The sequence below is a fragment of the Shimia sagamensis genome (assembly GCF_900182745.1).
Taxonomy (GTDB): domain Bacteria; phylum Pseudomonadota; class Alphaproteobacteria; order Rhodobacterales; family Rhodobacteraceae; genus Shimia; species Shimia sagamensis.
In genome coordinates, this window is record NZ_FXTY01000006.1 from 89,831 (window position 1) to 111,720 (window position 21,890).

The window sequence follows — 21,890 nt, forward strand, 5'->3', positions numbered from 1 at the left end:
GGCCCTTCTGCTAGAACGGCTGAAATCTGCGACAAAGGGGTGAGTCCACATGAGCGAGCGTCTGCCACACGAAAAAGGTTTCCACATCAGCTGGGATCAAATCCACCGCGACAGCCGCGCGCTGGCGTGGCGTCTGGACGGCAAAGGGCCAAACGACGGCGCTTGGAAAGCCGTGGTTGCCATCACCCGTGGTGGTATGGCCCCTGCGATGATCGTCAGCCGCGAGCTCGACATCCGCACCGTCGATACTATTTCAGTGAAATCCTACTACTCCGGCGGTGGCGCTCAAGACAAACAGCGCGAAGCGCAGGTTCTCAAAAGCCCCGACGCTGAGCTCATGGGGGACGGCGAAGGCATTCTGGTTATTGATGACTTGGTGGATTCCGGCAAAACCCTCGAACTGGTGCGCAAGCTGTACCCCAAGGCCCACTTTGCCACCGTTTATGCCAAACCAGCTGGCGAGCCGATGGTCGACACCTTCATCACCGGCGTGAGCCAGGATACCTGGATTTTCTTCCCTTGGGACATGGCCCTGCAATACGTTGAGCCCTATCGCGGCACCGATTGATCGCAGCGCATGGTGGGCACGCCCCACACGCAACACCGCACAATTCGGACCGCAGCGAGAGGCCTTGCTGCGGTTTTCTTTTGTCCGCTTCCTGCTTGAGAGACTGACCCAATGACCCTCCCCCGCACAGCCGCCACTTTTGCTCCGCCCGTGATGGAAGCTCGTCGCTGGCTCGAAGGTGTGACCTTCCCGGATAAGCGCCCACTGATCAACGTCAGCCAAGCCGCCCCTGTCGCAGCACCGCCGGAACCTCTCCTGCAACACATCGCAGACACCGCGCTCACCAATCCTGAGGCGCACCTCTACGGGCCCGTGCTTGGCCTACCGGAACTGCGCACCGAGGTGGCCACGCAATGGTCCGCGGCCTACACAGCCGAAATCGCTCCTGCGCAAGTTGCCATCACCTCCGGCTGCAATCAGGCCTTCTGTGCCACCCTGACCGCCATTGCTGGTGAAGGCGACGAGGTGATCCTGCCAACGCCATGGTACTTCAATCACAAAATGTGGCTGGATATGCAGGGCGTCACCGCCGTGCCGCTGTCCACAGACGCGCAGCTCTTGCCCGACCCAGACCACGCCGCCGCGCTGATCACAGAGCGTACCCGCGCCATTGTTCTGGTCACCCCCAACAACCCGGGCGGCGTCGAATATCCGGCAGAACTGGTCCGCGCCATGTATGAGCTTGCCAAATCCCGTGGCATCCGGCTTATCGTGGATGAAACTTACCGCGACTTTGACAGCCGCACCGGCGCGCCACATGACCTCTTTGGTGACCCGGATTGGCAGGAGACACTGGTGCAACTCTACTCCTTCTCCAAAGCCTACCGCCTCACCGGCCACCGGATTGGCGCCATGGTTGGCAGTGTGGAGCTTTTGGCAGAGGCCGAAAAGTTCCTGGACACCGTCACCATCTGCCCCAACCAGCTTGGCCAGCACGCTGCCCTCTGGGGCATGCAAAACCTCAGTCATTGGTTGGCGGGCGAGCGCGCCGAAATCCTCGATCGTCGCGCCGCCATCACCGACAACATGCCGAACCTCGCCGCTCAAGGCTGGGAGCTTCAAGGCGCCGGGGCCTACTTCGCCTATATGAAGCATCCGTTTGACATGCCGTCGGACCAACTGGCGCAGCAATTGGTGCGAAGCCACAGCATCCTGACCCTGCCCGGCACCATGTTTACACCCAAAGGGGATCAGGCCGGCAAAAACACCCTACGCATCGCCTTCGCCAACGTGGAGCGCGCAGGAATTGCCGACCTTTTTGCCCGTCTCGCCACGGTCAAAGCCTGACGCAAACACAACACAGGCGGGACAGGCCAATCATGCTTGCCCCCCCTGCCCCAACCGCGTAGACCTTCGCAGAAGAAACTTGAACAAACACAGGGCGGAACACCAATATGTCGCAAGGAAAAGGCTCCGGCAAAACCTCCAAGACCTTCGTCTGGATCCTCATGGCGATGCTCATTCTGGGTCTCGGCGGGTTTGGCGTGACCAACCTGTCCGGCACCGTGCGCTCCGTGGGCACCGTGGGCGAAGAAGATATCTCCGTCGACGACTACGCCCGCGCCTTACAAGAAGAGCTGCGCGCACTTGAGGCCCAAACTGGCCAGTCCCTACCCTTTGCCCAGGCCCAGGCCTTTGGTATCGACCGCATGGTTCTGGCCCGCCTGTCCACAACACGCTCGTTGGACGCTGAAAACAAGCGCCTTGGCATTTCCATTGGCGACGAAAACCTCGCTCAGGAATTGATGAACATCCCATCGTTCCAAGGTCTGGATGGCTCTTTTGACCGCGACGCCTACGCCTTTGCCATTGATCAGGCAGGCATGAACGAATCTGAATTTGAGGACAGCGTGCGCGAAGACACCGTCCGCTCCCTGCTGCAAGGCGCCGTGGTCTCCGGTCTGGTTATGCCTGACGTCTACGCCGACACCGTGATCGAATTTGTCGCCGAAGAGCGCGACTTCACTTGGTCGCAACTGACCGGTGACAATCTGACCACCGCAGTCACCGCCCCAACCGCGGCAGAAGTCGAAACATTCTACAACGACAACCAGGACCGCTTTATGCTGCCCGCCACGCGGCAGATCACCTACGCGTGGCTGTCACCAGAAATGATCATTGATCAAGTGGATGTTGACGAAGCGTCTCTTCAAAAACTCTATGACGAACGAGACAGCGAGTTTAACCGCCCGGAACGCCGTTTGGTAGAGCGTCTGGCCTTTGCTGATGACGCTGCGGCGCAAGCCGCGATGGAGCAAATCGCAGCTGGCACCGCCACCTTCACCAGCTTGGTCGAAGGCCGTGGTCTGTCGCTGTCTGATGTGGATTTGGGTGACGTGACCAAAGCGCAGCTTGGCGAAGCTGGCGAAGCTGTATTCCTTGCACCCGCTAATGGCATCGCGGGCCCTGCCCCCTCCACGCTTGGCCCCTCTCTGTTCCGCGTGAACGGCATACTTGGTGCACAGTCGACCTCCTTTGACGAAGCCAAAGACCTGCTGCGAGAAGAACTTGCCGCAGAGCGCTCCCGCCGCCTAATTGACACCCAGATCGGCAACATCGACGACTTGCTTGCCGGTGGCGCGACACTGGAAGAGTTGGTTGAAGAAACCGATATGGAGCTGGGTATCCTCAACTGGCACCCTGCATCCGAAGATGATCTTGCCGGCTATGAGGGCTTCCGCGCCGTCGCCTCCGCTGTAACCTTGGACGACTTCCCACAGATTGAAGTGCTTGAAGACGGCGGCATATTTGCCCTGCGCCTCGAAGGTGAAACCCCAAGCCAGCCAGCCCCGCTGGCAGATGTGGCTGAGGAGGCTGCTGCAGCCATCACCGCAGAGCGCACCACCGAAGCCCTCAAAGGCCTGGTCGAGACCCTGACGCCACGCCTGAACGACGGCACCAGCTTCACTTCTTTTGGCTTCACTGCCAACGAAGAGGTCGACATGGACCGCGCCGCCTTTGTGCCAAGCACACCACCACAGTTCCTGACAGAGGTCTTTGAGATGGAAGTGGGCGATTTGCGCACCCTGGACAGTCCCGACGGCCTGATCGTTGTCCGCCTGAACGCCATCAAGGCCCCGGCCACCGACGATCCAGAAGTTACTGCCCTGAAGGCTGCGATCACCGCGCAGCTGTCCAGCGGCATTTCGCAGGACGTTTTTGCGGCCTACGCTCAGGCGCTGCAAACCATGTACCCGACTCAGATCAACCAACAGGCACTGAACGCGGTGCACGTGAACTTCCAGTAAAGAAAGGCCGCCAAGGTGGACCTGACTCCCTCGTTTGAAGATTTTGCCAAAGCCTATGAGGCCGGTGAAAATCAGGTAGTGTACACGCGGCTCGCCGCCGACCTCGACACCCCGGTGTCGCTCATGCTCAAGCTTACTGGCGCCCACAAAGACGCCTTTATGCTTGAGTCTGTGACCGGTGGCGAAGTGCGTGGACGGTATTCCATCATTGGCATGAAGCCCGATCTGATCTGGCAAACCCATGGCACCGAAAGCCGCATCAACCGCACCGCGCGGTTTGATCCAGACGGCTTTACACCACAGGACGGCGACCCGCTGACCAACCTGCGGGCTCTGATCGCGGAAAGCCGCATCGACCTACCTGAAGATATGCCGCAGGCCTCCGCTGGTCTGTTTGGCTACCTCGGCTATGATATGATCCGCCTTGTGGAGCATCTGCCCAACGTGAACCCGGACCCGCTGGGCCTGCCCGACGCCTGCATGCTGCGCCCCTCTGTGGTGGCTGTGCTGGATGGTGTGAAAGGCGAAGTCACCGTGGTCTCCCCTGCGTGGGTCAGCGACGGCCAATCCGCCCGCGCCGCTTACGCACAAGCAGCCGAGCGCGTGATGGATGCCGTGCGCGACCTCGAACGCGCCATGCCGCAAGCTGCACGTGATCTGGGTGATGCCCATGAGGTCTCGCCACCGGTCTCCAACTTCACCAAAGACGGCTACTTGGCCGCTGTCAAGAAAGCCAAAGAGTACATCAAGGCAGGTGACATCTTCCAAGTTGTGCCCGCCCAACGCTGGACACAGGACTTCCCGCAGCCGCCATTTGCGCTCTACCGCTCGCTGCGCCGCACCAACCCGTCACCGTTCATGTTCTACTTCAACTTCGGTGGTTTTCAAGTTGTCGGCGCCAGCCCCGAAATCCTCGTGCGGGTCTTTGGCGACGAAGTCACCATCCGCCCGATCGCAGGCACCCGACCGCGCGGAGAAACACCTGAGCAGGACAAAGCGCTCGAAGAGGACTTACTGGCAGACAAGAAAGAACTTGCCGAGCACCTCATGCTGCTTGATCTGGGCCGCAACGATACCGGCCGCGTCTCCAAAATTGGCACCGTGCGCCCGACCGAGAAATTCATCATCGAACGTTACAGCCACGTGATGCACATCGTCTCCAACGTGGTGGGTGAACTGGCTGAGGACAAAGACGCGTTGGACGCCTTCTTTGCCGGCATGCCCGCAGGCACTGTCTCCGGTGCGCCCAAAGTGCGCGCGATGGAAATCATCGACGAGCTGGAACCAGAGAAACGCGGCATCTACGGCGGCGGCGTGGGCTACTTTAGCTCAGGTGGCGACATGGACATCTGCATCGCGCTGCGTACAGCAATTGTGAAAGACCAAAAGCTCTACATTCAGGCCGGTGGTGGCGTTGTTTATGACAGCGACCCAGAAGCGGAATACATGGAGACCGTACACAAATCCAACGCCATCCGTCGCGCTGCCGCTGACGCTGCGCGCTTTACCGGCAACGGCAATACGTGAGCGAAACGTCAAATACCTCCGCAGCACTGGGCACTGTGACTCCCTATTTCACGGTGCCAGACGCGGAGGCCTTTATCCATTTCGCACAATCCGCCTTTGACGCGAAGATAATCAAAGAAGACCGCTACGACAGCGGCGTGGTCCAACACGCCCGTCTACAGATTGCACCTCGGTCCTGATGCTCAACCAGGCAACAGACACCTACCCTGCCAATGCTTCCCAAATGTACATTCAGGTTACCGATGCCACTACGTCTTATGCCCGTGCCCTGGAACTTGGCGCCACCTCGATCATGCAACCAAACCTGCGCCCCCACGGCGAGCAAATGGCTGGGATCATCGATCCAAGCGGCAACACCTGGTGGATCGCCAGCTCGGCAAATTAACCACGTAGCCCCCAACAAAAAAGCCACCCCTAAGGCGGCCTATTTTATCTTCTTGGCAATCTTTTCTTCTTTGGACAATTTGTTGCCCCAGGTATTCTTACTGATCCCCATATCATAGGCCATCGGCTTGGTTTTGCCTTTGCTGACCTTACCGCCTTTGTCCAAATACTGCTGGATCAGATCCTCATCGGTGGTCTCTTTAGGCACATGTTTCATCGCCATCTTCCCCCATCTGCAAGGTGCGGAATCGCGCCATGCTTTGTTTCTCCAGCCTATCAACGGGTCCGTGAATGGCCAGCCCAAACAACAGCATTCCAAATCATATTGCATATACTCAGACTTGATGGATGCTGTTTCCGTCACAAACTCACCCCTCAGTTGTCCCACCAACACTCAGGCGCAGAACGCAAAAGTTTGTCCAAACGGTAAAACCAACGTTACACTGTGCAATCACATAGCAAGAAAGATCGTCAGTTTGATTCGTCGGGGATCACGCGAGGCGGCGTATTTTTTAAAACTTAGGGAGCCCATCATGTCTCAATTCACCTTATCACGTCGCCATTTTCTGGCTTCAACGGCAGGCTTCATTGCCCTGCACCCTTTCTCCGCCAACGCTGCCACCAATCAGGCACACCTACGGATCATGGAGACCACCGACCTGCACGTGCACGTCTTCCCGTATGATTATTATGCCGACAAACCACGCGACACAGTTGGCCTCTCCCGCACCGCCTCCCACGTAAAAGCCATCCGGGCTGAGGCCACCAACTCCATGCTGATCGACAACGGTGACTTTCTGCAGGGCAACCCAATGGGCGACTACATCGCTTATGAGCGCGGCATGAAAGAAGGCGACATGCACCCCGTCATCACCGCGATGAACACCGTTGGCTTTGATGCCTCAACGCTGGGCAACCATGAGTTCAACTACGGCCTCGATTTCCTGATGAAATCTCTCGCGGGCGCGGACTTCCCGGTGATCTGTGCCAACGTTGCGCTCGAAGAAGGCGGCAGCCCAACCAAAGACAAAACCCTGATCAAGCCTTACGTGATCCTCGACCGAGAAATCACCGACGGCGCTGGTGAAACCCACCCGATCAAAGTCGGCCTGATTGGCTTTGTGCCACCACAAGTGATGAACTGGGACCGCCGCCATCTCGAAGGCAACGTCATGGCGCGTGACATCGTCGACACCGCCAAAGCTTATGTGCCGGTGATGAAAGAACAGGGCTGTGATCTGATCATCGCGCTCTCCCACTCCGGCATTGGTGCCGCCGACCACAGCGACGGCATGGAAAACGCCTCCGTTCCACTGGCAGCGATCGACGGCATCGACGCAGTTCTGACCGGCCACCACCACCGTGTGTTCCCCTCCTCCGCCTATGACGGCATGGCAGGCGTGGACGTGGCCAACGGCACGCTGATGGGCAAACCCGCCGCCATGGGCGGATTCTGGGGCTCTCACCTTGGTCTGATTGACCTGATGCTGGAACGCTCCGGCAACGAGTGGAAAATTGTCAGCCACTCAACAGAGGCCCGCCCGATTTCCAAACGCAACGAAGACCGTTCCATCACGGCGCTTGTGGAAGATCAGCCAGACGTCTTGGCCAGTGTTCAGGCCGAACACGACGCCACATTGGCTTACGTGCGCCGTGCAGTTGGCAAGACAGACGCGCCATTGCACAGCTACTTCGCGCTGGTCGCGGATGACCCGTCGGTGCAGATCGTGTCGATTGCCCAAAGCTGGTACATTGCGGAGATGATGAAAGGCACCGAATACGAAGGCTTGCCCATTCTATCTGCCGCCGCCCCTTTCAAAGCTGGTGGGCGTGGTGGTCCAGAGTATTACACCGACGTGGCCAAAGGCGACGTGGCGATCAAAAACGTGTCGGACCTTTATCTCTACCCCAACACTGCTCGCGCGGTGAAGGTGAGTGGCCAAGAGGTCAAAGACTGGCTGGAACGCTCGGCGGGTATCTTCAACCAAGTGGAAGCCGGCAAAGCGGATCAAGTGCTGCTGAACCCGGATTTCCCATCTTACAACTTTGATGTGATGGACGGTGTCACCTATGAAATCGACCTGTCCCAGCCTTCCAAATTTGACCCCAAGGGCAATCTGATCAACGCCGATGCCAACCGCATCGTGAACCTGATGTTTGACGGCAAGCCTTTGGACATGAACGCGGAATTCATCATCGCCACCAACAACTACCGCGCTGGCGGCGGCGGCAAATTCCCAGGCGCCATGGGCGACACCATTGTGTTTGAAGGCCCGGACACCAACCGCGACGTGATCGTGCGCTACATCGTTGAGAAAGGCACCATCAGCCCACGTGCGGATGCCAACTGGACCTTCGCCCCATTGCCGGGCACGTCGGTATTGTTTGATACTGGGCCGAAGGCCGCAGACTACAGCGACAGCGTGGACGGTGTCTCGATTGAAGCTGCAGGAGAAGGCCCCGACGGTTTCGCGCGCTTTCGCATTCAGCTGTAAGCGTCGCTGCACAAAGACAAAGGGCCGGAGGTTTCTCCGGCCCTTTTCTATACACTCAAAGACAGGTCCAAGTTTCCACATCATACTGAGGCGACGGCATCTTTGGCCACGGTTGGGGCGCCTCACTTGGATTGCGCAACAGCGGGTCAAACTGCCCTTTCCGGTTGCGTAAGCTCTCTGGATCCAGCGCCAATCTCTGACACTTTGCCAGGTCGCTGATGGTCGTGCCGCGGGCCTGTGTCAGGTCAATCAAATGCCCCTTCCGCTGGCTCAACGTCGCCCGAAACTTCAAAGGTTGATCCAGTGTGAATATATGTGTGTTCACCCCAAACAGCTTGGCCTCGCCTTGCCAGTCCTCACCGGACGCAAACACAAGTTCAAATCGCCCCGGCGGCACCAAAACCTGAAAAAATTCCCCGCCTCGCACGTAAGCCGCCAAGACAACCTTCTCCCTCTCGACATCCCGCAAATGGAGGAGATAGTCGGCATCTCCCGTAGTTTTGATCAGCAATGGCAGAGTGGCAGGCAACCCAGACCGGTTCCACAACAGCCCCTGTGGTCGCTCATCCGAAGACGCTGACAGTGCCGTCACAAACACTGCAAAGAGCGTAGAAATGACCCGCGCCATAGCCGAACCTCACACAACGTCGCCCTCACCAAACTTCGCGATCCTATACAAACACACCGCATAGATCGCGGTGACCGGCGTCAAGAGCACCTCAAACAAGGTGGTCGAGAACAGCGCCAAAACGGTATTGACGACCACAAAGTAAAACAAGAACCACTGAATTTTCTCAACCACAGACCGCGCGCCTGAGCTTGTCACAAATCCCCCTGCAACACCGCCCACAAGCATCAACAACAGGTTTAGCGCCAAGGCCAAAAGCTCAAACGGCAGCATGGTCTGATCGGTCAAACGCCCGCCCCACACAATGCTATGGGGTAAAACACCTGCGATGATAAGCAGATGGAAGATCAAAAACAGAGACGGCAGTACAATCAAGAACCTGCTCGCCGCTCCAAGACTAAGTTTTACGATGAAAGCATCCAACGATTTCATGTTTTTCTGGCCTTCCGCCATTCGACAGCCCCGGCGCCACCAAGGTTTCAAAAACCACGCGCCACCAAAACAACGCCCGGTCCAAAACGCACTGTGGCGGCAACCTGTCATAGGTATGTGCCGCCACAGACTACGTTTTCTCCAGTGTTCAGAGCGGATTTATGCCGCCTCTGACGGCTCCGCCTTCTTGTTTGTCCCTTTGGCCCACTCTCGTGCCTGCTGCAGCAAGACATAGAGGATCGGCACAATCACGACACCAATGACTGTTGCAGCAAGCATGCCGCCAAACACCGCCACACCAATCGCCTTCTGGCTCGCGGCCCCGGCCCCGTTGGCCGCCAACAATGGCACCACGCCCAACAGGAAGGACAGGGCTGTCATCATCACGGCCCGGAAACGCTGGCTGGCCGCTTCAATCGCAGCCTCCTTGATACTCAGACCTGCTGCCCGCCGTTCCATCGCAAACTCCACGATAAGAATGGCATTTTTGGAGGCCAAGCCAATCAGCATGATCATCCCGATCTGCGTGTAGAGGTTCACATCCCCGCCAGACACCGCCACCGCCGCCAGCGCGCCGAACAACGCCACCGTCACTGAGAGCAAAATGCCAATTGGCATCGTCCAACTCTCATACTGAGCCACAAGGAACAGGTAGGCAAAGACCACCGCCATGATCAGGATAATCACGACAAGCCCGCTGCCGGACTGCTGTTGCTGCGCGGTTCCGGTCCATTCAAAACTATATCCTGGTGGCAGAGCGTTGACGGCCTCTTCTTCCAAGACACGAATGGCATCGCCGGTTGAAAGCCCTTCTTTTGGCACCCCGGTCACAGTGGCGGAGCGGAACATATTGTAGCGGTTCAGCGCCACCGGCCCAAGCTCGTTGCGCACGGTTACAAGCGTGCCCATTGGCACCATATCTCCGCTTTGCGACCGCACATATAACGCATTGATGTCCTCAACCTGTGAACGGAACTCGCCATCCGCCTGGATCATCACGCGATAGACACGTCCAAACAGGTTAAAATCATTCACATAGATCGAGCCCATATAGCCTTGTAACGTTGTGAACACATCAGAGATCGACACGTTCAAAGACTTGGCCTTCTCGCGATCCAGATCCACATAGACCTTGGGCACGTTCGCGCGGAATGTGGAGTAGCTCTGTGCCATCTCATCACGTTGGTTGGTCGCATAGACCAAAGAGCCAACAGCCGCTGCCAGGTCCTGCGCAGAGCCACCGCCAGTCTGCTGCACCTTCATTTCCACGCCCGCGCTCATTCCGAGACCAGAAATCGGCGGTGGATTAAACGCAATCACACTGGCAGAAATCTCCTGGTTGGCGACGCCATAAACCTTCGCCAAAATCCCGTCCGCACTCAGCTCATCCGTCTGACGATCATCCCATGGATCAAGGTTCAAAATGATCATCGAACCGTTGGAACCGGAGCCGTTGAGCAAACTAAACCCATTCACCATTACAGAACCAGCCACGCCCGGAATTTCCATCAGCTGTTCATTCAAGCGTGCCGTAACGGTCTCGGTTCGCTCCAACGACGCCGCATCCGGCAGTTGCACATCCACAAACAGCGTGCCGTTGTCTTCCAAAGGAATAAAGCCCGCTGGAATGGTGTTAAACAAGGTACCGGACCCCGCAACCATCACCGCCAACATAACCACGGCAATGATCGGAATGCGCACACACCGACGCACAACGCCAACATAAGCACCGCGCGCGCCATCCACGCCTTTCTCAAACACCGCCATCACCCCTTTGGGGCCACCTGGATCGCGTGCTTTCAAGATCAGCGAGCACAGCGCCGGAGACAGTGTTAGCGCGTTTATTGAGGAGATCACAACCGCTGTAGAAATGGTCACGGCAAACTGCGTATACAGCCGTCCTGTGATGCCGGGCATAAAGGTCACCGGTACAAACACCGCCAACAGAACCAACGTTGTCGCAATAACGGGGCCCGTAATCTGCCCCATCGCCTTACGGGTTGCTTCCGCCGCTGGTAGCCCCTCTTCCGCGATGATCCGTTCGACGTTCTCAACCACAACAATAGCATCGTCCACCACAATCCCAATGGCCAAGACCAGAGCAAACAGCGAGATGGTGTTGAGCGACATGCCAAACAACAACAAGAACGCAAATGTGCCGATCAAAGACACTGGAATGGCGATCGCCGGGATGGCTGTTGCCCGCACATTTCCAAGGAAAATGAACACCACCGAAATCACCAGAATAAAGGTCAAAATCAAGGTTGAGACCACATCACTCAGCGACTGTTCCACAAACAGCGTGCTGTCATAGGGGATGGCATAGGTCACATCATCCGGGAATGCGGCTGAGAGGCGTTCAACTTCAGCCTTCACTGCATCTGCTACCGCAAGCGCATTCTCGCCTGGTGCCTGATAAATTGCCAAAACCGTCGCTGGATTGCCATCTGCACGGCCAGAGGCGTTGTAATAGTTTGCGCCCAACTCCACACGTGCCACGTCTTTCATGCGCACGATGCTCCCGGCCTCGCCAGTCCGCAGCACAATCTCTTCAAACTCCTTCACAGTGCTCAAACGGCCCTTGGATTTGATGGTGTATTGAAATTGCTGACCTGTTGGGATCGGAGGTGTCCCAATCTGGCCCGCTGAGACTTCGAGGTTTTGCTCCCGGATAGCTGCAACCAAGTCGCCCGGCGTCAGGCCAAGCCCAGCCATGCGGTCAGGGTCCATCCACATCCGCATGGAGTATTCAAAATTGGTCATCACATCAGCCTTACCCACCCCTTTGACGCGCGCCAGCGCGTCACGAAGGTTGATGGAGGCATAGTTGGAAAGGAACACTTCATCATAGGTGCTGTTGGGCGACGCAAGTGTCACGATCAAAAGCATGTTGGTGGAGGACTTTTGTGTCACAACCCCGCTGTTTGTCACCTCTGTGGGCAACTGCGACGTCGCCTGAGCCACCCGGTTTTGCACATTCACTGACGCGATGTCCGGATCTGTTCCAACTTCGAAAGTTACGGAAAGGTTGTAAGAGCCGGTGTCCGTGCTGTCAGACGACATATAGATCATGTCGTCCACCCCGTTCACCTGTGCCTCAATTGGCGCGGCGACGGTGTTTTCAACGGTTTCTGAATTGGCTCCGGTGTAATTGGTCGACACTGTGACCACCGGTGGTGTGATGTCCGGAAACTGCTCAACAGGGAGCGCATTATACCCGATGAACCCCATTATGGAGAGCACCAGTGAGATCACAAACGCCGTCTTGGGGCGTTGGATGAAAATCGCTGAAAACACGGCTTATTGCTCCTCTGTCGACTGACCGGCCAGCACCGCGTCCACGGTTACGCCGGGGCGCACTCGCTGCAGACCTTCGACAATCACCCCTTCGCCTTCGCGCATGCCGTCTTCAACAACCACAGCTGCTTCTACCTGACGGCCCAGCGTCACATAGCGCTGCTCCACCGTCTGTTGTTGCCCCACAACAAGTACAAAGTCGCCGCGCTGATCTCGCTGCACAGCCGCCTGAGGGATCATCAACACCTGACTTGGCGAGGCGCTGGCAATCCGAACATTCAGGAACGCTCCATCCAACAGCAAACCCCGCGCGTTTTCAAACTCGGCACGCAAGGTAATCGTGCCCGTGGCCGGGTTGATCCGGTTGTCAACAAACACCACCTGGCCCACTTCTTCCAGCTCGTCGCCATTCGGCAAGATGACATAGACCTTGGGGGCTTTGTCTTTGTCCGCCAGTTCCTGAAGCTCGGCTTCGTGATGCTCCATCACTTCAACCAATTGTTTTTCTGTGAGCGAGAACTCCACATAGATCGGCGCAGTGCGCACAATGTTGATCAGCGACGCACTTGTCGGCCCCACCAACTCGCCTACACTGACATTTGAGCGCCCAACACGGCCGTCAAACGGTGCGTGGATTTTGGTGTAATCCAAATCCAGCTGCGCCTGAGCAATTGCGGCTTTGGCAATTTCAACCTGCGCCTTGGCCACTTCATTGTTGGCCACCGCCACATCACGGTCTGCCTCTGTGCCCACATCACGCTCAAACAGCTCGGATTTCCGCACTAACTCCACTTCAGTTAAGCGAAGATTGGCTTCCGCTTGCGCCAGGTCGGCTTTACGCGCGTCCACTGTCGCTTGGTAGACCTCAGGTTCGATCTCAAACAACAGATCCCCCGCGGTCACCACGTCACCGTCCTGACCGTGAATCTTCTCCACGAACCCACTCACCCGCGCGACAAGGTCAACCTTATCCACGGCCTCACCTTTACCAATGAAAATCACTTCATCGATCAACTCATCAGTGTAGGCGGCGGCAATAGCAACTTTGGGTGCGGGCGCATCTTGTGCGATGGCGCTCGATGTCAAAAGGCTCACCGAGAGCATGGCCGCCGAGAAGGGCGTGAAATACGGAAACTTCATGGTGTCTATTCCCAATAGATTGGAGATCAGGGCCGACAATGGGCGGTGATCCCATGACAATTGACGCCATAGAAACACGCGACACAGCAGGCGGCAAGCGTGTGTTAACCACAAATGCCAAGCATCTGTCTGAAAAAGCAAAAACGCGCCCATTGCGGAGCCCGTTTTCCTAGCTTGGAACCCATTTGGTCAATTAGTCTTGGTCGTAGTACGCAGGCGGATCATCATAGATCGCCCAACCAAACTCGCCTTCTGACCCCGGCAACTCTTCCTGTTTCATCTTCGCCTGGATGTAGGTCTTGGCCACAAAGTGCGCACTAACCGGCGCGGTCAGGAACAGGAAAATAGTGATCAACAATTCATGGAACGACAGGCTGTTTTTTACGAGAAGAAAATACAACATCGAGGCAATCAACACCCCGCCAACCCCAAGCGTGGTTGCTTTGGTCGGCGCGTGCAAGCGCTGCATAGTATCGTGCAATTTGATCACGCCCACACTTCCGACCAGCCCAAACACACCGGCCAGAACAATGAAGAAGGATATAAGAATTTCTACCAACATCTGCCTCTCCTTTACTCGATGATATCGCCGCGCAGCACAAAGCGGCAGTAAGCCACGGTCGACACAAAGCCCACCATTGCCACCAGCATAGACGCTTCGTAATAAATCGCGGTGCCTTGGTGTACGCCGTAGAGAATTAGCAGCGCGATCGTGTTGATCACAATTGTGTCCAACGCCAGGATGCGATCCGCCGCTGTTGGTCCACTTGCGATGCGCCAAACACACAACAAAATGCCAATCCCAAAACAGGCAAAGCCAAAATAGAGAGCCATCGTGATCATGGGAAAATCTCCTTCAACCGGCGCTCATAGCGGTTTTTGATCTCGTCGCGCACCGCATCCGGATCGTCACAATCCAAACAGTGCACCAGTACACTGCTGCCATCCGCCGACAGCATTGCCGACACCGTGCCGGGCGTCATGGTGATGGTGCCTGCAAGAATGGTGATCGCTTCTGGTGACGTGACTTCCAGGGGCACACAGACCCATTTGGAATGAATGTCTTTGTTGCGTTTGAACAGGATAATCGCGGCCACCTGGAAATTGGCAACAACAATGTCCCACAACACAATCAGCACATATTCAAGGGCTTTGAAATGGTTCTGAATGTGCGGACGGCCCGGCCAATAAGGCGCGGTCAGGATTGGCACAATCACCCCAAAGATACCGCCCAGCAATACGTTGCCCACAGTCACTTTGTTCACCAGCATCAGCCAAATGATCAATAACGTGAAGCTAAACAGCGGATGTGGCAGAAGTTTCCGTCTCATTTCAGATCCTCCCCATGTTGACCAAGCACCGCATCAACATAGCCCGACACATCAAACAACTGCACAGACGCTTGCTCAAGGTATCCCATGACAGGTCCAGCAAACGCGGCCAAAAGCGCCAGCATGGTCAAAGAAGCTGTAACACCAACTAGTGCGTTTACGCCAATTGGCGACACCGTCTCAGATGCTTCGGCCTCTGCGTCCACCATGGCAGTGGATTTCCAAAACACAACGCTGCCGGCCCGCGCAAACCCCACGATAGTCACCAGAGAGCCGATCAGGATCGCGGCCCAAGCGGTGGCCATCCACGGCATGTCCCGCACACCATCCAGCACCAACAGCTTACCAAGGAACCCGCTCAGCGGCGGCATCCCTGTCACACCAATGGCTCCAACAAAGAAGAACGCCGCAAACAGACCATTCTGATAGATCGGAGGCTGCGCGGTCAGCGCGTCACTGCCGCGTCGTGTCACAACCAAATCAGCCAACAGGAACAACGCCGCAGCGGCAAAGGTCGAGTGCAACAGATAATACAAGCCAACCGCGATGGCCTCTGGCGTGAAAGCTGCGACGGCCAGCAACAGCGTGCCCATTGAGCCAACAACCGCAAAGGCCAGCATTGGCATCAGGCGACGTGCGCCAAGAACGCCAATTGCCCCCACCGCCACGGTGATCACCGACGCCGGCATCACCCAGCTTCCGATTAACCCATCCACTGCCGCCACATCTGGCCCAAACACCAGCGTGTAAAAGCGGATGATGGCATAGGCGCCAACTTTGGTCATGATCGCAAACAACGCAGCCACTGGGGCGGGCGCATTGGCATAGGTCCCCGGCAACCAGAACTGCACCGGAAACAGCGCCGCCTTGATGGCAAACACCATCAACAACAACACCGCCGAGACCCGCAGAACACCCGCTTCCTCCACCGGCAGTTCCCGCACTTTCAGCGCCAGGTCAGCAAGGTTCAGGGTGCCCGTCGAGGCATAAAGCGCACCAAGGGCAAACAGGAACAGTGTGGAGCCCGCTAGGTTCATCACAACATATTGCAGCCCCGCCTTAAGCCGGACCTTGCCGCCGCCGTGGATCATCAGACCATAGGAAGCAATCAGCAACACTTCAAAGAACACAAACAGGTTGAAAGCGTCCCCGGTCAGAAACGCGCCGCAGACCCCCATCAGTTGGAACTGAAACAGCGCATGAAAATGTCGCCCGCGATTGTCCCATTCGGTGGCAATTGCATGCCAAAGCACAACCATTGCCAACATCGATGTCAGCAGCACCATCATTGCCGAGAGACGATCCAGAACCAGCACAATGCCAAATGGCGCGGGCCAGTCGCCAAGGTAGTAAACATGCGTTTGCCCATCGGCCACTATGGTCAGCAAACCAAGAGAAATCGCAGCCAGCATCACAGTGCCAGCCACTGATGCATAGCGTGCCAGCTTAATGTCGTGACGCATCACATAAGCAATCACCGGTGCCAGCAGCGCTGGCAGCACAACCGGGGCAATTATCCAGTGGTTCATACGCCCTGCCCCTCTTCATTTTCGGCGGCATCTTCATCCGCGTCCGTCATGTTGATCTCGTCACTATCGGCCTCAAGGTAGGCACCCAGCGCAATCATCACCAATACGGCCGTCATGCCAAAGCTGATCACAATCGCGGTCAGTACCAAAGCCTGCGGCAACGGGTCAGAGTAGCTCACATCGGCATAATTGTTCAGGATCGGCGGTGCATTCACCGCCAAACGGCCGGTGGCAAACAGGAACACATTTACAGCGTAAGACAAGAGCGCCATTCCGAGGATCACAGGAAAGGCTCGCAGGCGCAGGATCAGGTAGATTCCACCCGCCGTCAGCACGCCAATGGCACTGGCAACAATCATCTCCATGTCATTGGCCCTCCTTCTGTTCTTGCTCGTCTGCGCTGTCCTCGGATGGGTCGTGATCCATCGGCGTCACGTTGATGGTTTCGCCTGCAAACCGCGCAATCCGCGACAGGCTGTACAGCATCAGCATCACCGCTCCCAAGACCGCCAAAAACACACCCAGATCAAAGGCCATCGCCGTGGCCCATTCAAACTCTTCGATTGGGGGGAAATGCAGATAACCGTAGGCGCTGGTCAAAAACGGCTTGCCCGCCAGCCACGCGCCCACACCGGTCAGACCGGCAATAATCACGCCCCAGCCAATCATCGAGTGATACTCGATCCTCTGCCGCAGCTGCGCCCAGGCAAAACCAGAGGCCATATACTGCATCAACAGAGCGATAGAGATCACCAATCCGGCGACAAAGCCACCACCGGGCTGGTTGTGCCCCCGCAAGAAGATGTAGATGCCCACCATGATGGCAATTGGCAGCATGGCGCGGGTTGCCACCACCATCATCAGCGGGTGACGATCCCGCGACCGATCCGGCGAAAACGCCCGATCGCGCAGCCGTTTGGCCGCCGGGCCACGCAACAGCGCATCCATCAGCGCAAAGATTGTCAAACCAGCGATGCCCAGCACAATAATCTCGCCGTAGGTGTCGTAGCCGCGAAAGTCGACCAAGATCACGTTCACCACATTGGTGCCACCGCCGCCCTTGTAGGAATTGGCAAGGTGATAGGCCGAAATACTGTCCACGTCGCGTGTCAGGAATGCCATTGCCAAAGCGGCCACCGCGCCGCCACCGGCAATCGCCACCACCGCATCACGCAAGCGCTTGCCGTTGCTGCTTTCCGCCGGTGTGTCTTTTGGCAAAAAGTAGAGCGCCAACAGCAGCAGCATGATGGTCACAGTCTCAACCGAAATCTGGGTCAGCGCCAGATCCGGTGCGGAGAGATACACAAACCCGCCTGAGATCACGAGACCAATGATCGAGATAAAGATCAACGACCGGAACCGCTTGCGATGCTGGCTCACCACCAGCCAGGTTGCCGCCACCAACGACAGCCAACCAACCCAAATCAACGGCGGAACTGGCAGTAGCTCACGCGTCGGCGCCGCCATGCCACTGGTAAAGTACGCATGGGCACCAACCGCAATAGAGGCCACAACCAGAAGCGCCAGATAGCGGCTCATCACCCCGTTGTGTGTGCCCTGCGCAATGGCCTTGGCCGTTGCAACACAGCGCTCCATGACGGCGTCAAAAATCGCTTTGGCCTCTGGCCTCGGCAGACGCGCCCAAATCGCATCCAGCTTGCCATGCAGCACCAACAAGACGCCACCAACCGCAAAGGCAACCACCGACATCCACAGCGCGGGGGTCACCCCATGCCACAGCTTCAAATGCGGATGTGTATCCAGTCCGGTTACAGCATTGGCAGCAACAGTGACCAACGGCTCTGCGAGGAACGGCATTGCACCAATCAAAACCACCAGAACGGTCAACAACGCCGGCGCGGCATAGAGCCCAAATGGCGGATCATGTGGCGTCGACGGGTAGTCATCCCGCACCGGTCCCCCAAACACATGGAAAATGAACCGGAACGAATACGCCACCGAGAAACAAGCGCCAAGAGTTGCCAGAACCGGCACAATCCACGGGTTGTTGTACCACACTGTGTGGGCCGCTTCTTCAAGCATCATCTCTTTGGAGATAAAGCCATTAAGTGGAATGGTCCCCGCCATCGACAGGGCAGTGATTGTGCCAATAATCGCCGTGATCGGCATCAGTTTGGCCAGACCACCCAGCCGTTTGACGTCGCGTGTATGGGCCTCGTGATCGACTATACCTGCGGTCATAAACAGCGCCGCTTTGAAAGTCAGGTGGTTGATGATGTGAAACACCGCCGCGATCACCGCTGCCTTGGTGCCAAAGCCCAGAAGCATGGTCAGCAGACCCAAGTGGCTGACAGTGGAGAACGCCAAGAGCGCTTTCAGGTCATCCTTGAACAATGCAATCACGGCCCCAAGAACCATGGTGATCAACCCAGTGGTCGCCACAATGTAAAACCACGGTTCAGTGCCTGCCAAAACCGGCCACATGCGGGCCATCAGGAAGATACCCGCCTTCACCATGGTGGCCGAATGCAGATACGCGGAAACCGGCGTTGGGGCTGCCATGGCATGGGGCAGCCAGAAGTGGAACGGGAATTGGGCAGATTTAGTAAACGCCCCAATCAGGATCAGGATCAACGCAGGCATGTACCATTCGCTGGCTTTGATCAGCTCGCCCTGTGCCAGAATATCAGTCAGATTATAGCTGCCCACGATATTGCCAAGGATCAGCATACCACCAATCATCGCCAAGCCACCGGCACCAGTCACGGTCAGCGCCATGCGCGCGCCTTGGCGGCCTTCCGGCAAGTGTTTCCAATAGCCGATAAGCAGGAAAGATGACAGGCTAGTCAATTCCCAAAAAATCAACAAAAGCAGGATGTTGTCAGACAAAACGATACCCAACATCGCCCCTTGGAACAGCAGCAGATAGGTATAAAATTGGCCCATCGGGTCATCGCTGGACAGGTAGAACCGCGCATACAGGATAATCAACAGGCCCACACCAAGGATCATGCCTGCAAACAACAGCCCTAGGCCATCCAGAAAGAAGCTGGCCGAAAGGCCAAGCTGCGGCAGCCATTCAATGGTGGTGCTGACAACCTCGCCGCGCATCACTGCAGGCACCTGGGTGCCTAATAAAATCAATGCCAGAATAGTCGGGACAGCGGTGAAGGATGCACAGGCATTGCGCCCGGCACGGATCATGATCCCCGGCACCAATGCGCCGAGAAAAGGTAAAATGGCAACTAAGGCCAGAATACTGCCGTCATTCATCGGCGCCCTCCTGTTCGTTGACCCAGAGTGATAAGCATCCGACCACCCTAAAACAACCGGCGCCTACCCAAAAGGCGGTAGAAAAACTCCGTGTTTCTCGCGGTTTGTGCGAAGATGCCGCAGGTCGGGCTAGAATTGCTCCGCCAGCTGCTGCAGCCCGGGGTCATCCGGATTATAAGCCAAGGCCTGCCGCATACGTTTCTGCGCCGCACGTGCCCCCTCAACCTGGGCTGTCATTCGGATCAAACTGCTCCAGGCCTGCGGGTTTTGCGGGTTGAGCCGCACCGCCTCAGACAAAGCCGCAATGGCAGACGGCAAATTGCCCGACACCATAGAATAGCCCGCCACCTGCAAATGTGCCTCAGCAAAATCCATCTGGTTCTGCACCACCATGCCAAACTCCCGGTAGGCTTGCCCAAGCGCCGCGCGCAACCTGTCAGGTAACCGATCTGGCCGCTGACTCATAATCGCCCGCGCCGCCGCGAGCCGCACCGCGCGCACCTCATCGTTCAGCCCTTGCAACAGATATGGCGCCGTTGCTACCACAGCCCGCGCGCGCAGCGCATTCAGCGCACCAACTCGAATTTGCGGATCTTCGTTTTCCAAAAACGCACCCAGCTCTTTCAAATCCAAGGAGGTCGCCCCCGGCCCCAACAGCCAAAGCGCCGTCGCGCGCACCAAATTGGATTGTGTGTTATCTTGAGCCAATCCCAACAGATCGCCAGCCGCCGCACGTGGATTTGCCCGCCCCTTGGCCAACACCTCACCATAGTGCGGCTCCTGCCAACGCCCTTCGGGGAACCACTCCTGCACTTTGCCCGCCGCCCAAGCGTTGCTCTGATCATCATGACAAGTGATACAGGCATTCGGGCTGTCCAGCGTGTCGCTCAGATCGGGGCGTGGCACCCGAAAGCTGTGATCACGCCGCGGGTCTGTGCCCATATACACCTTGTCCACCATGTGGCAGCTCACACATTGCGCCGCATCCGTTCCTTCGGGATGGTTGGTATGCGCGACATCCTCATAGTCCGCCAACCGCAGACTTTCGAACTCCGTGTTGCCCGCAAGCGAATGGCATTGCGTGCAAACCGCGTTGCCTTCCGCGACAACCTCCGCTGAATGCGGTTCATGGCAATTGGCGCAAGTCACACCCTTCTGAGACATCTTGGATTGCAAGAATGACCCGTAGACGTAAACCTCATCCAAAATTTGCCCGTCGGCGTGGTACAAACCGGGCCGCAGCATCGCGAGGTTGTAATTGTCTGCAAAGGCCGCACCGGGCAGTGGATTGCCGTTGCCAAACCCTTCGCGTCGGGAATGACACCCCGCACATTGCTCCATTGCCTCTGTCGGCTCTGACATCGTCGCTGTGAATCCCCAGTCATCCAACGCCACCGCAAAAGGCTCCGGCTTGGCTCCCTCAACAAGTGTCAAATGCGCGGCGCCTGGACCGTGGCAGGCCTCACAACCCACGCCAATCTCAACTTGCGTGCTCGCGTAGCGCCGTGTCTGGAAATCGTAGCTCTTCTCAAACCCCGTCGCGTGGCACTCCGCGCAGCGGCTGTTCCAGTTTTTATACACGCCCGTCCAATGAAACGCGTCCTCTGGTGGCAAGTCCTGATCAGGATAAAGGTGATACCACTCCCGCTGCGCCACATCCCAAACCACATCAAAGCTCTGCAGCCGGCCTTTGCCGGTCGACAGGATCGGGTGCTCCAACGGATGCACCCCACCAACTGAATGCATGTCATAACGCGCCTCAACGCCATCCTTCTCGCGCACCGTCACAACATAAGAATCGCCATCCCTGTCAAAGGTCGCGCGCATGCCGTCATGCTCAAAACTCTCGCCCTCAAACGCCCCGACAAAACTGTCGTCCCCAGGCATTCGCCAAGCCTCGCCATGGTGCGAGGTCTTCCACGCATCATAGGCTTCCGTATGACAATCCTTACAGGCCTCTGACCCCACATAGTCCGGCACATCTACGCCATGCGGCGTCTGCGCAAATCCAGCAGTGCCCAGCATCAAGCACGCCAGCGCCATGCCGAAAAAAATCTTCAAAGTCATAAACGTGTCT

19 protein-coding genes are annotated in these 21,890 nt (G+C 57.1%); 7 read left to right on the plus strand and 12 right to left on the minus strand.

Annotated features, from left to right (window positions below; genetic code table 11):
* The first annotated feature begins 49 nt into the window (after positions 1-49).
* The 6 genes from gpt to QOL67_RS15840 all read left to right on the plus strand — a co-directional run bounded on the left by gpt (position 50) and on the right by QOL67_RS15840 (position 5,728).
* Positions 50-568 (plus strand): xanthine phosphoribosyltransferase, encoded by a 519-nt coding sequence (gene gpt, locus QOL67_RS15815; RefSeq protein WP_283426945.1) that lies wholly within the window; start codon positions 50-52, stop codon positions 566-568.
* 111 nt (positions 569-679) lie between these two features.
* The gene (locus QOL67_RS15820) at positions 680-1,855 is read left to right on the plus strand and encodes an aminotransferase (RefSeq protein WP_283426946.1); all 1,176 of its coding nucleotides are present in this window, start codon (positions 680-682) and stop codon (positions 1,853-1,855) included.
* A gap of 107 nt (positions 1,856-1,962) precedes the next feature.
* Complete coding sequence (locus tag QOL67_RS15825) at positions 1,963-3,816, plus strand: peptidylprolyl isomerase (RefSeq protein WP_283426947.1); 1,854 nt, start codon at positions 1,963-1,965, stop codon at positions 3,814-3,816.
* Positions 3,817-3,831: 15 nt separating this feature from the next.
* Complete coding sequence (gene trpE / locus QOL67_RS15830; RefSeq protein ID WP_283426948.1) at positions 3,832-5,343, plus strand: anthranilate synthase component I; 1,512 nt, start codon at positions 3,832-3,834, stop codon at positions 5,341-5,343.
* Entirely contained in the window at positions 5,340-5,522 is a 183-nt protein-coding gene (locus QOL67_RS15835; protein WP_283426949.1) for a VOC family protein, read from the plus strand. Before trpE ends, QOL67_RS15835 begins: the two co-directional genes overlap by 4 nt.
* Positions 5,522-5,728 carry a VOC family protein gene (locus QOL67_RS15840; protein ID WP_283426950.1) on the plus strand — a complete coding sequence of 69 codons (207 nt, stop codon included), beginning with the start codon at positions 5,522-5,524 and terminating at the stop codon, positions 5,726-5,728. The genes QOL67_RS15835 and QOL67_RS15840 overlap by 1 nt, the downstream gene beginning before the upstream one ends.
* Positions 5,729-5,767: 39 nt before the next feature.
* Here QOL67_RS15840 and QOL67_RS15845 read toward each other — a convergent pair whose 3' ends face one another.
* Complete coding sequence (locus tag QOL67_RS15845; RefSeq protein WP_283426951.1) at positions 5,768-5,944, minus strand: hypothetical protein; 177 nt, start codon at positions 5,942-5,944, stop codon at positions 5,768-5,770.
* Positions 5,945-6,260: 316 nt separating this feature from the next.
* Between QOL67_RS15845 and QOL67_RS15850 the strand changes: the two genes are divergently transcribed.
* Positions 6,261-8,222 carry a bifunctional 2',3'-cyclic-nucleotide 2'-phosphodiesterase/3'-nucleotidase gene (locus QOL67_RS15850; RefSeq protein WP_283426952.1) on the plus strand — a complete coding sequence of 654 codons (1,962 nt, stop codon included), beginning with the start codon at positions 6,261-6,263 and terminating at the stop codon, positions 8,220-8,222.
* Between the two features lie 55 nt (positions 8,223-8,277).
* Here the strand turns inward: QOL67_RS15850 and QOL67_RS15855 are convergent, their stop codons facing one another.
* From QOL67_RS15855 to QOL67_RS15905, 11 genes are all read right to left on the minus strand, one after another.
* A complete protein-coding gene (locus tag QOL67_RS15855; RefSeq protein WP_283426953.1) occupies positions 8,278-8,850 on the minus strand; it encodes a hypothetical protein in 573 nt (190 codons plus the stop codon).
* 9 nt (positions 8,851-8,859) lie between these two features.
* Positions 8,860-9,282, minus strand: coding sequence for a hypothetical protein (locus tag QOL67_RS15860; protein ID WP_283426954.1), 423 nt, complete (start codon positions 9,280-9,282; stop codon positions 8,860-8,862).
* Between the two features lie 159 nt (positions 9,283-9,441).
* On the minus strand, positions 9,442-12,579 hold the full coding sequence (locus QOL67_RS15865) for an efflux RND transporter permease subunit (protein WP_283426955.1): 3,138 nt from the start codon (positions 12,577-12,579) through the stop codon (positions 9,442-9,444).
* Between the two features lie 3 nt (positions 12,580-12,582).
* A complete protein-coding gene (locus QOL67_RS15870) occupies positions 12,583-13,719 on the minus strand; it encodes an efflux RND transporter periplasmic adaptor subunit (protein WP_283426956.1) in 1,137 nt (378 codons plus the stop codon).
* Positions 13,720-13,912: 193 nt separating this feature from the next.
* Entirely contained in the window at positions 13,913-14,281 is a 369-nt protein-coding gene (locus tag QOL67_RS15875) for a Na+/H+ antiporter subunit G (protein ID WP_283426957.1), read from the minus strand.
* 11 nt (positions 14,282-14,292) lie between these two features.
* On the minus strand, positions 14,293-14,562 hold the full coding sequence (locus QOL67_RS15880; RefSeq protein WP_283426958.1) for a K+/H+ antiporter subunit F: 270 nt from the start codon (positions 14,560-14,562) through the stop codon (positions 14,293-14,295).
* On the minus strand, positions 14,559-15,050 hold the full coding sequence (locus QOL67_RS15885; RefSeq protein WP_283426959.1) for a Na+/H+ antiporter subunit E: 492 nt from the start codon (positions 15,048-15,050) through the stop codon (positions 14,559-14,561). Before QOL67_RS15885 ends, QOL67_RS15880 begins: the two co-directional genes overlap by 4 nt.
* A complete protein-coding gene (locus tag QOL67_RS15890) occupies positions 15,047-16,579 on the minus strand; it encodes a monovalent cation/H+ antiporter subunit D (protein ID WP_283426960.1) in 1,533 nt (510 codons plus the stop codon). The genes QOL67_RS15885 and QOL67_RS15890 overlap by 4 nt, the downstream gene beginning before the upstream one ends.
* Positions 16,576-16,944, minus strand: a complete 369-nt coding sequence (locus tag QOL67_RS15895; protein ID WP_283426961.1) for a Na+/H+ antiporter subunit C — start codon at positions 16,942-16,944, stop codon at positions 16,576-16,578. The genes QOL67_RS15890 and QOL67_RS15895 overlap by 4 nt, the downstream gene beginning before the upstream one ends.
* 1 nt (position 16,945) lies before the next feature.
* On the minus strand, positions 16,946-19,813 hold the full coding sequence (locus QOL67_RS15900; RefSeq protein ID WP_283426962.1) for a monovalent cation/H+ antiporter subunit A: 2,868 nt from the start codon (positions 19,811-19,813) through the stop codon (positions 16,946-16,948).
* A gap of 129 nt (positions 19,814-19,942) precedes the next feature.
* Positions 19,943-21,880: a multiheme c-type cytochrome gene (locus QOL67_RS15905; RefSeq protein WP_283426963.1), complete on the minus strand. Its 1,938-nt coding sequence runs from the start codon at positions 21,878-21,880 to the stop codon at positions 19,943-19,945.
* Positions 21,881-21,890: the final 10 nt, after the last annotated feature.

Coding starts and splice junctions, on each gene's coding strand:
- QOL67_RS15875 (WP_283426957.1), bottom strand. CDS start 14,281: ATGTTGGTAGAAATTCTTATATCCTTCTTCATTGTTCTGGCCGGTGTG.
- QOL67_RS15895 (WP_283426961.1), bottom strand. CDS start 16,944: ATGGAGATGATTGTTGCCAGTGCCATTGGCGTGCTGACGGCGGGTGGA.
- QOL67_RS15860 (WP_283426954.1), bottom strand. CDS start 9,282: ATGAAATCGTTGGATGCTTTCATCGTAAAACTTAGTCTTGGAGCGGCG.
- QOL67_RS15905 (WP_283426963.1), bottom strand. CDS start 21,880: ATGACTTTGAAGATTTTTTTCGGCATGGCGCTGGCGTGCTTGATGCTG.
- QOL67_RS15825 (WP_283426947.1), top strand. CDS start 1,963: ATGTCGCAAGGAAAAGGCTCCGGCAAAACCTCCAAGACCTTCGTCTGG.
- QOL67_RS15900 (WP_283426962.1), bottom strand. CDS start 19,813: ATGAATGACGGCAGTATTCTGGCCTTAGTTGCCATTTTACCTTTTCTC.
- QOL67_RS15820 (WP_283426946.1), top strand. CDS start 680: ATGACCCTCCCCCGCACAGCCGCCACTTTTGCTCCGCCCGTGATGGAA.
- QOL67_RS15880 (WP_283426958.1), bottom strand. CDS start 14,562: ATGATCACGATGGCTCTCTATTTTGGCTTTGCCTGTTTTGGGATTGGC.
- QOL67_RS15870 (WP_283426956.1), bottom strand. CDS start 13,719: ATGAAGTTTCCGTATTTCACGCCCTTCTCGGCGGCCATGCTCTCGGTG.
- gpt (WP_283426945.1), top strand. CDS start 50: ATGAGCGAGCGTCTGCCACACGAAAAAGGTTTCCACATCAGCTGGGAT.
- QOL67_RS15855 (WP_283426953.1), bottom strand. CDS start 8,850: ATGGCGCGGGTCATTTCTACGCTCTTTGCAGTGTTTGTGACGGCACTG.
- QOL67_RS15845 (WP_283426951.1), bottom strand. CDS start 5,944: ATGAAACATGTGCCTAAAGAGACCACCGATGAGGATCTGATCCAGCAG.
- QOL67_RS15840 (WP_283426950.1), top strand. CDS start 5,522: ATGCTCAACCAGGCAACAGACACCTACCCTGCCAATGCTTCCCAAATG.
- QOL67_RS15850 (WP_283426952.1), top strand. CDS start 6,261: ATGTCTCAATTCACCTTATCACGTCGCCATTTTCTGGCTTCAACGGCA.
- QOL67_RS15890 (WP_283426960.1), bottom strand. CDS start 16,579: ATGAACCACTGGATAATTGCCCCGGTTGTGCTGCCAGCGCTGCTGGCA.
- QOL67_RS15885 (WP_283426959.1), bottom strand. CDS start 15,050: ATGAGACGGAAACTTCTGCCACATCCGCTGTTTAGCTTCACGTTATTG.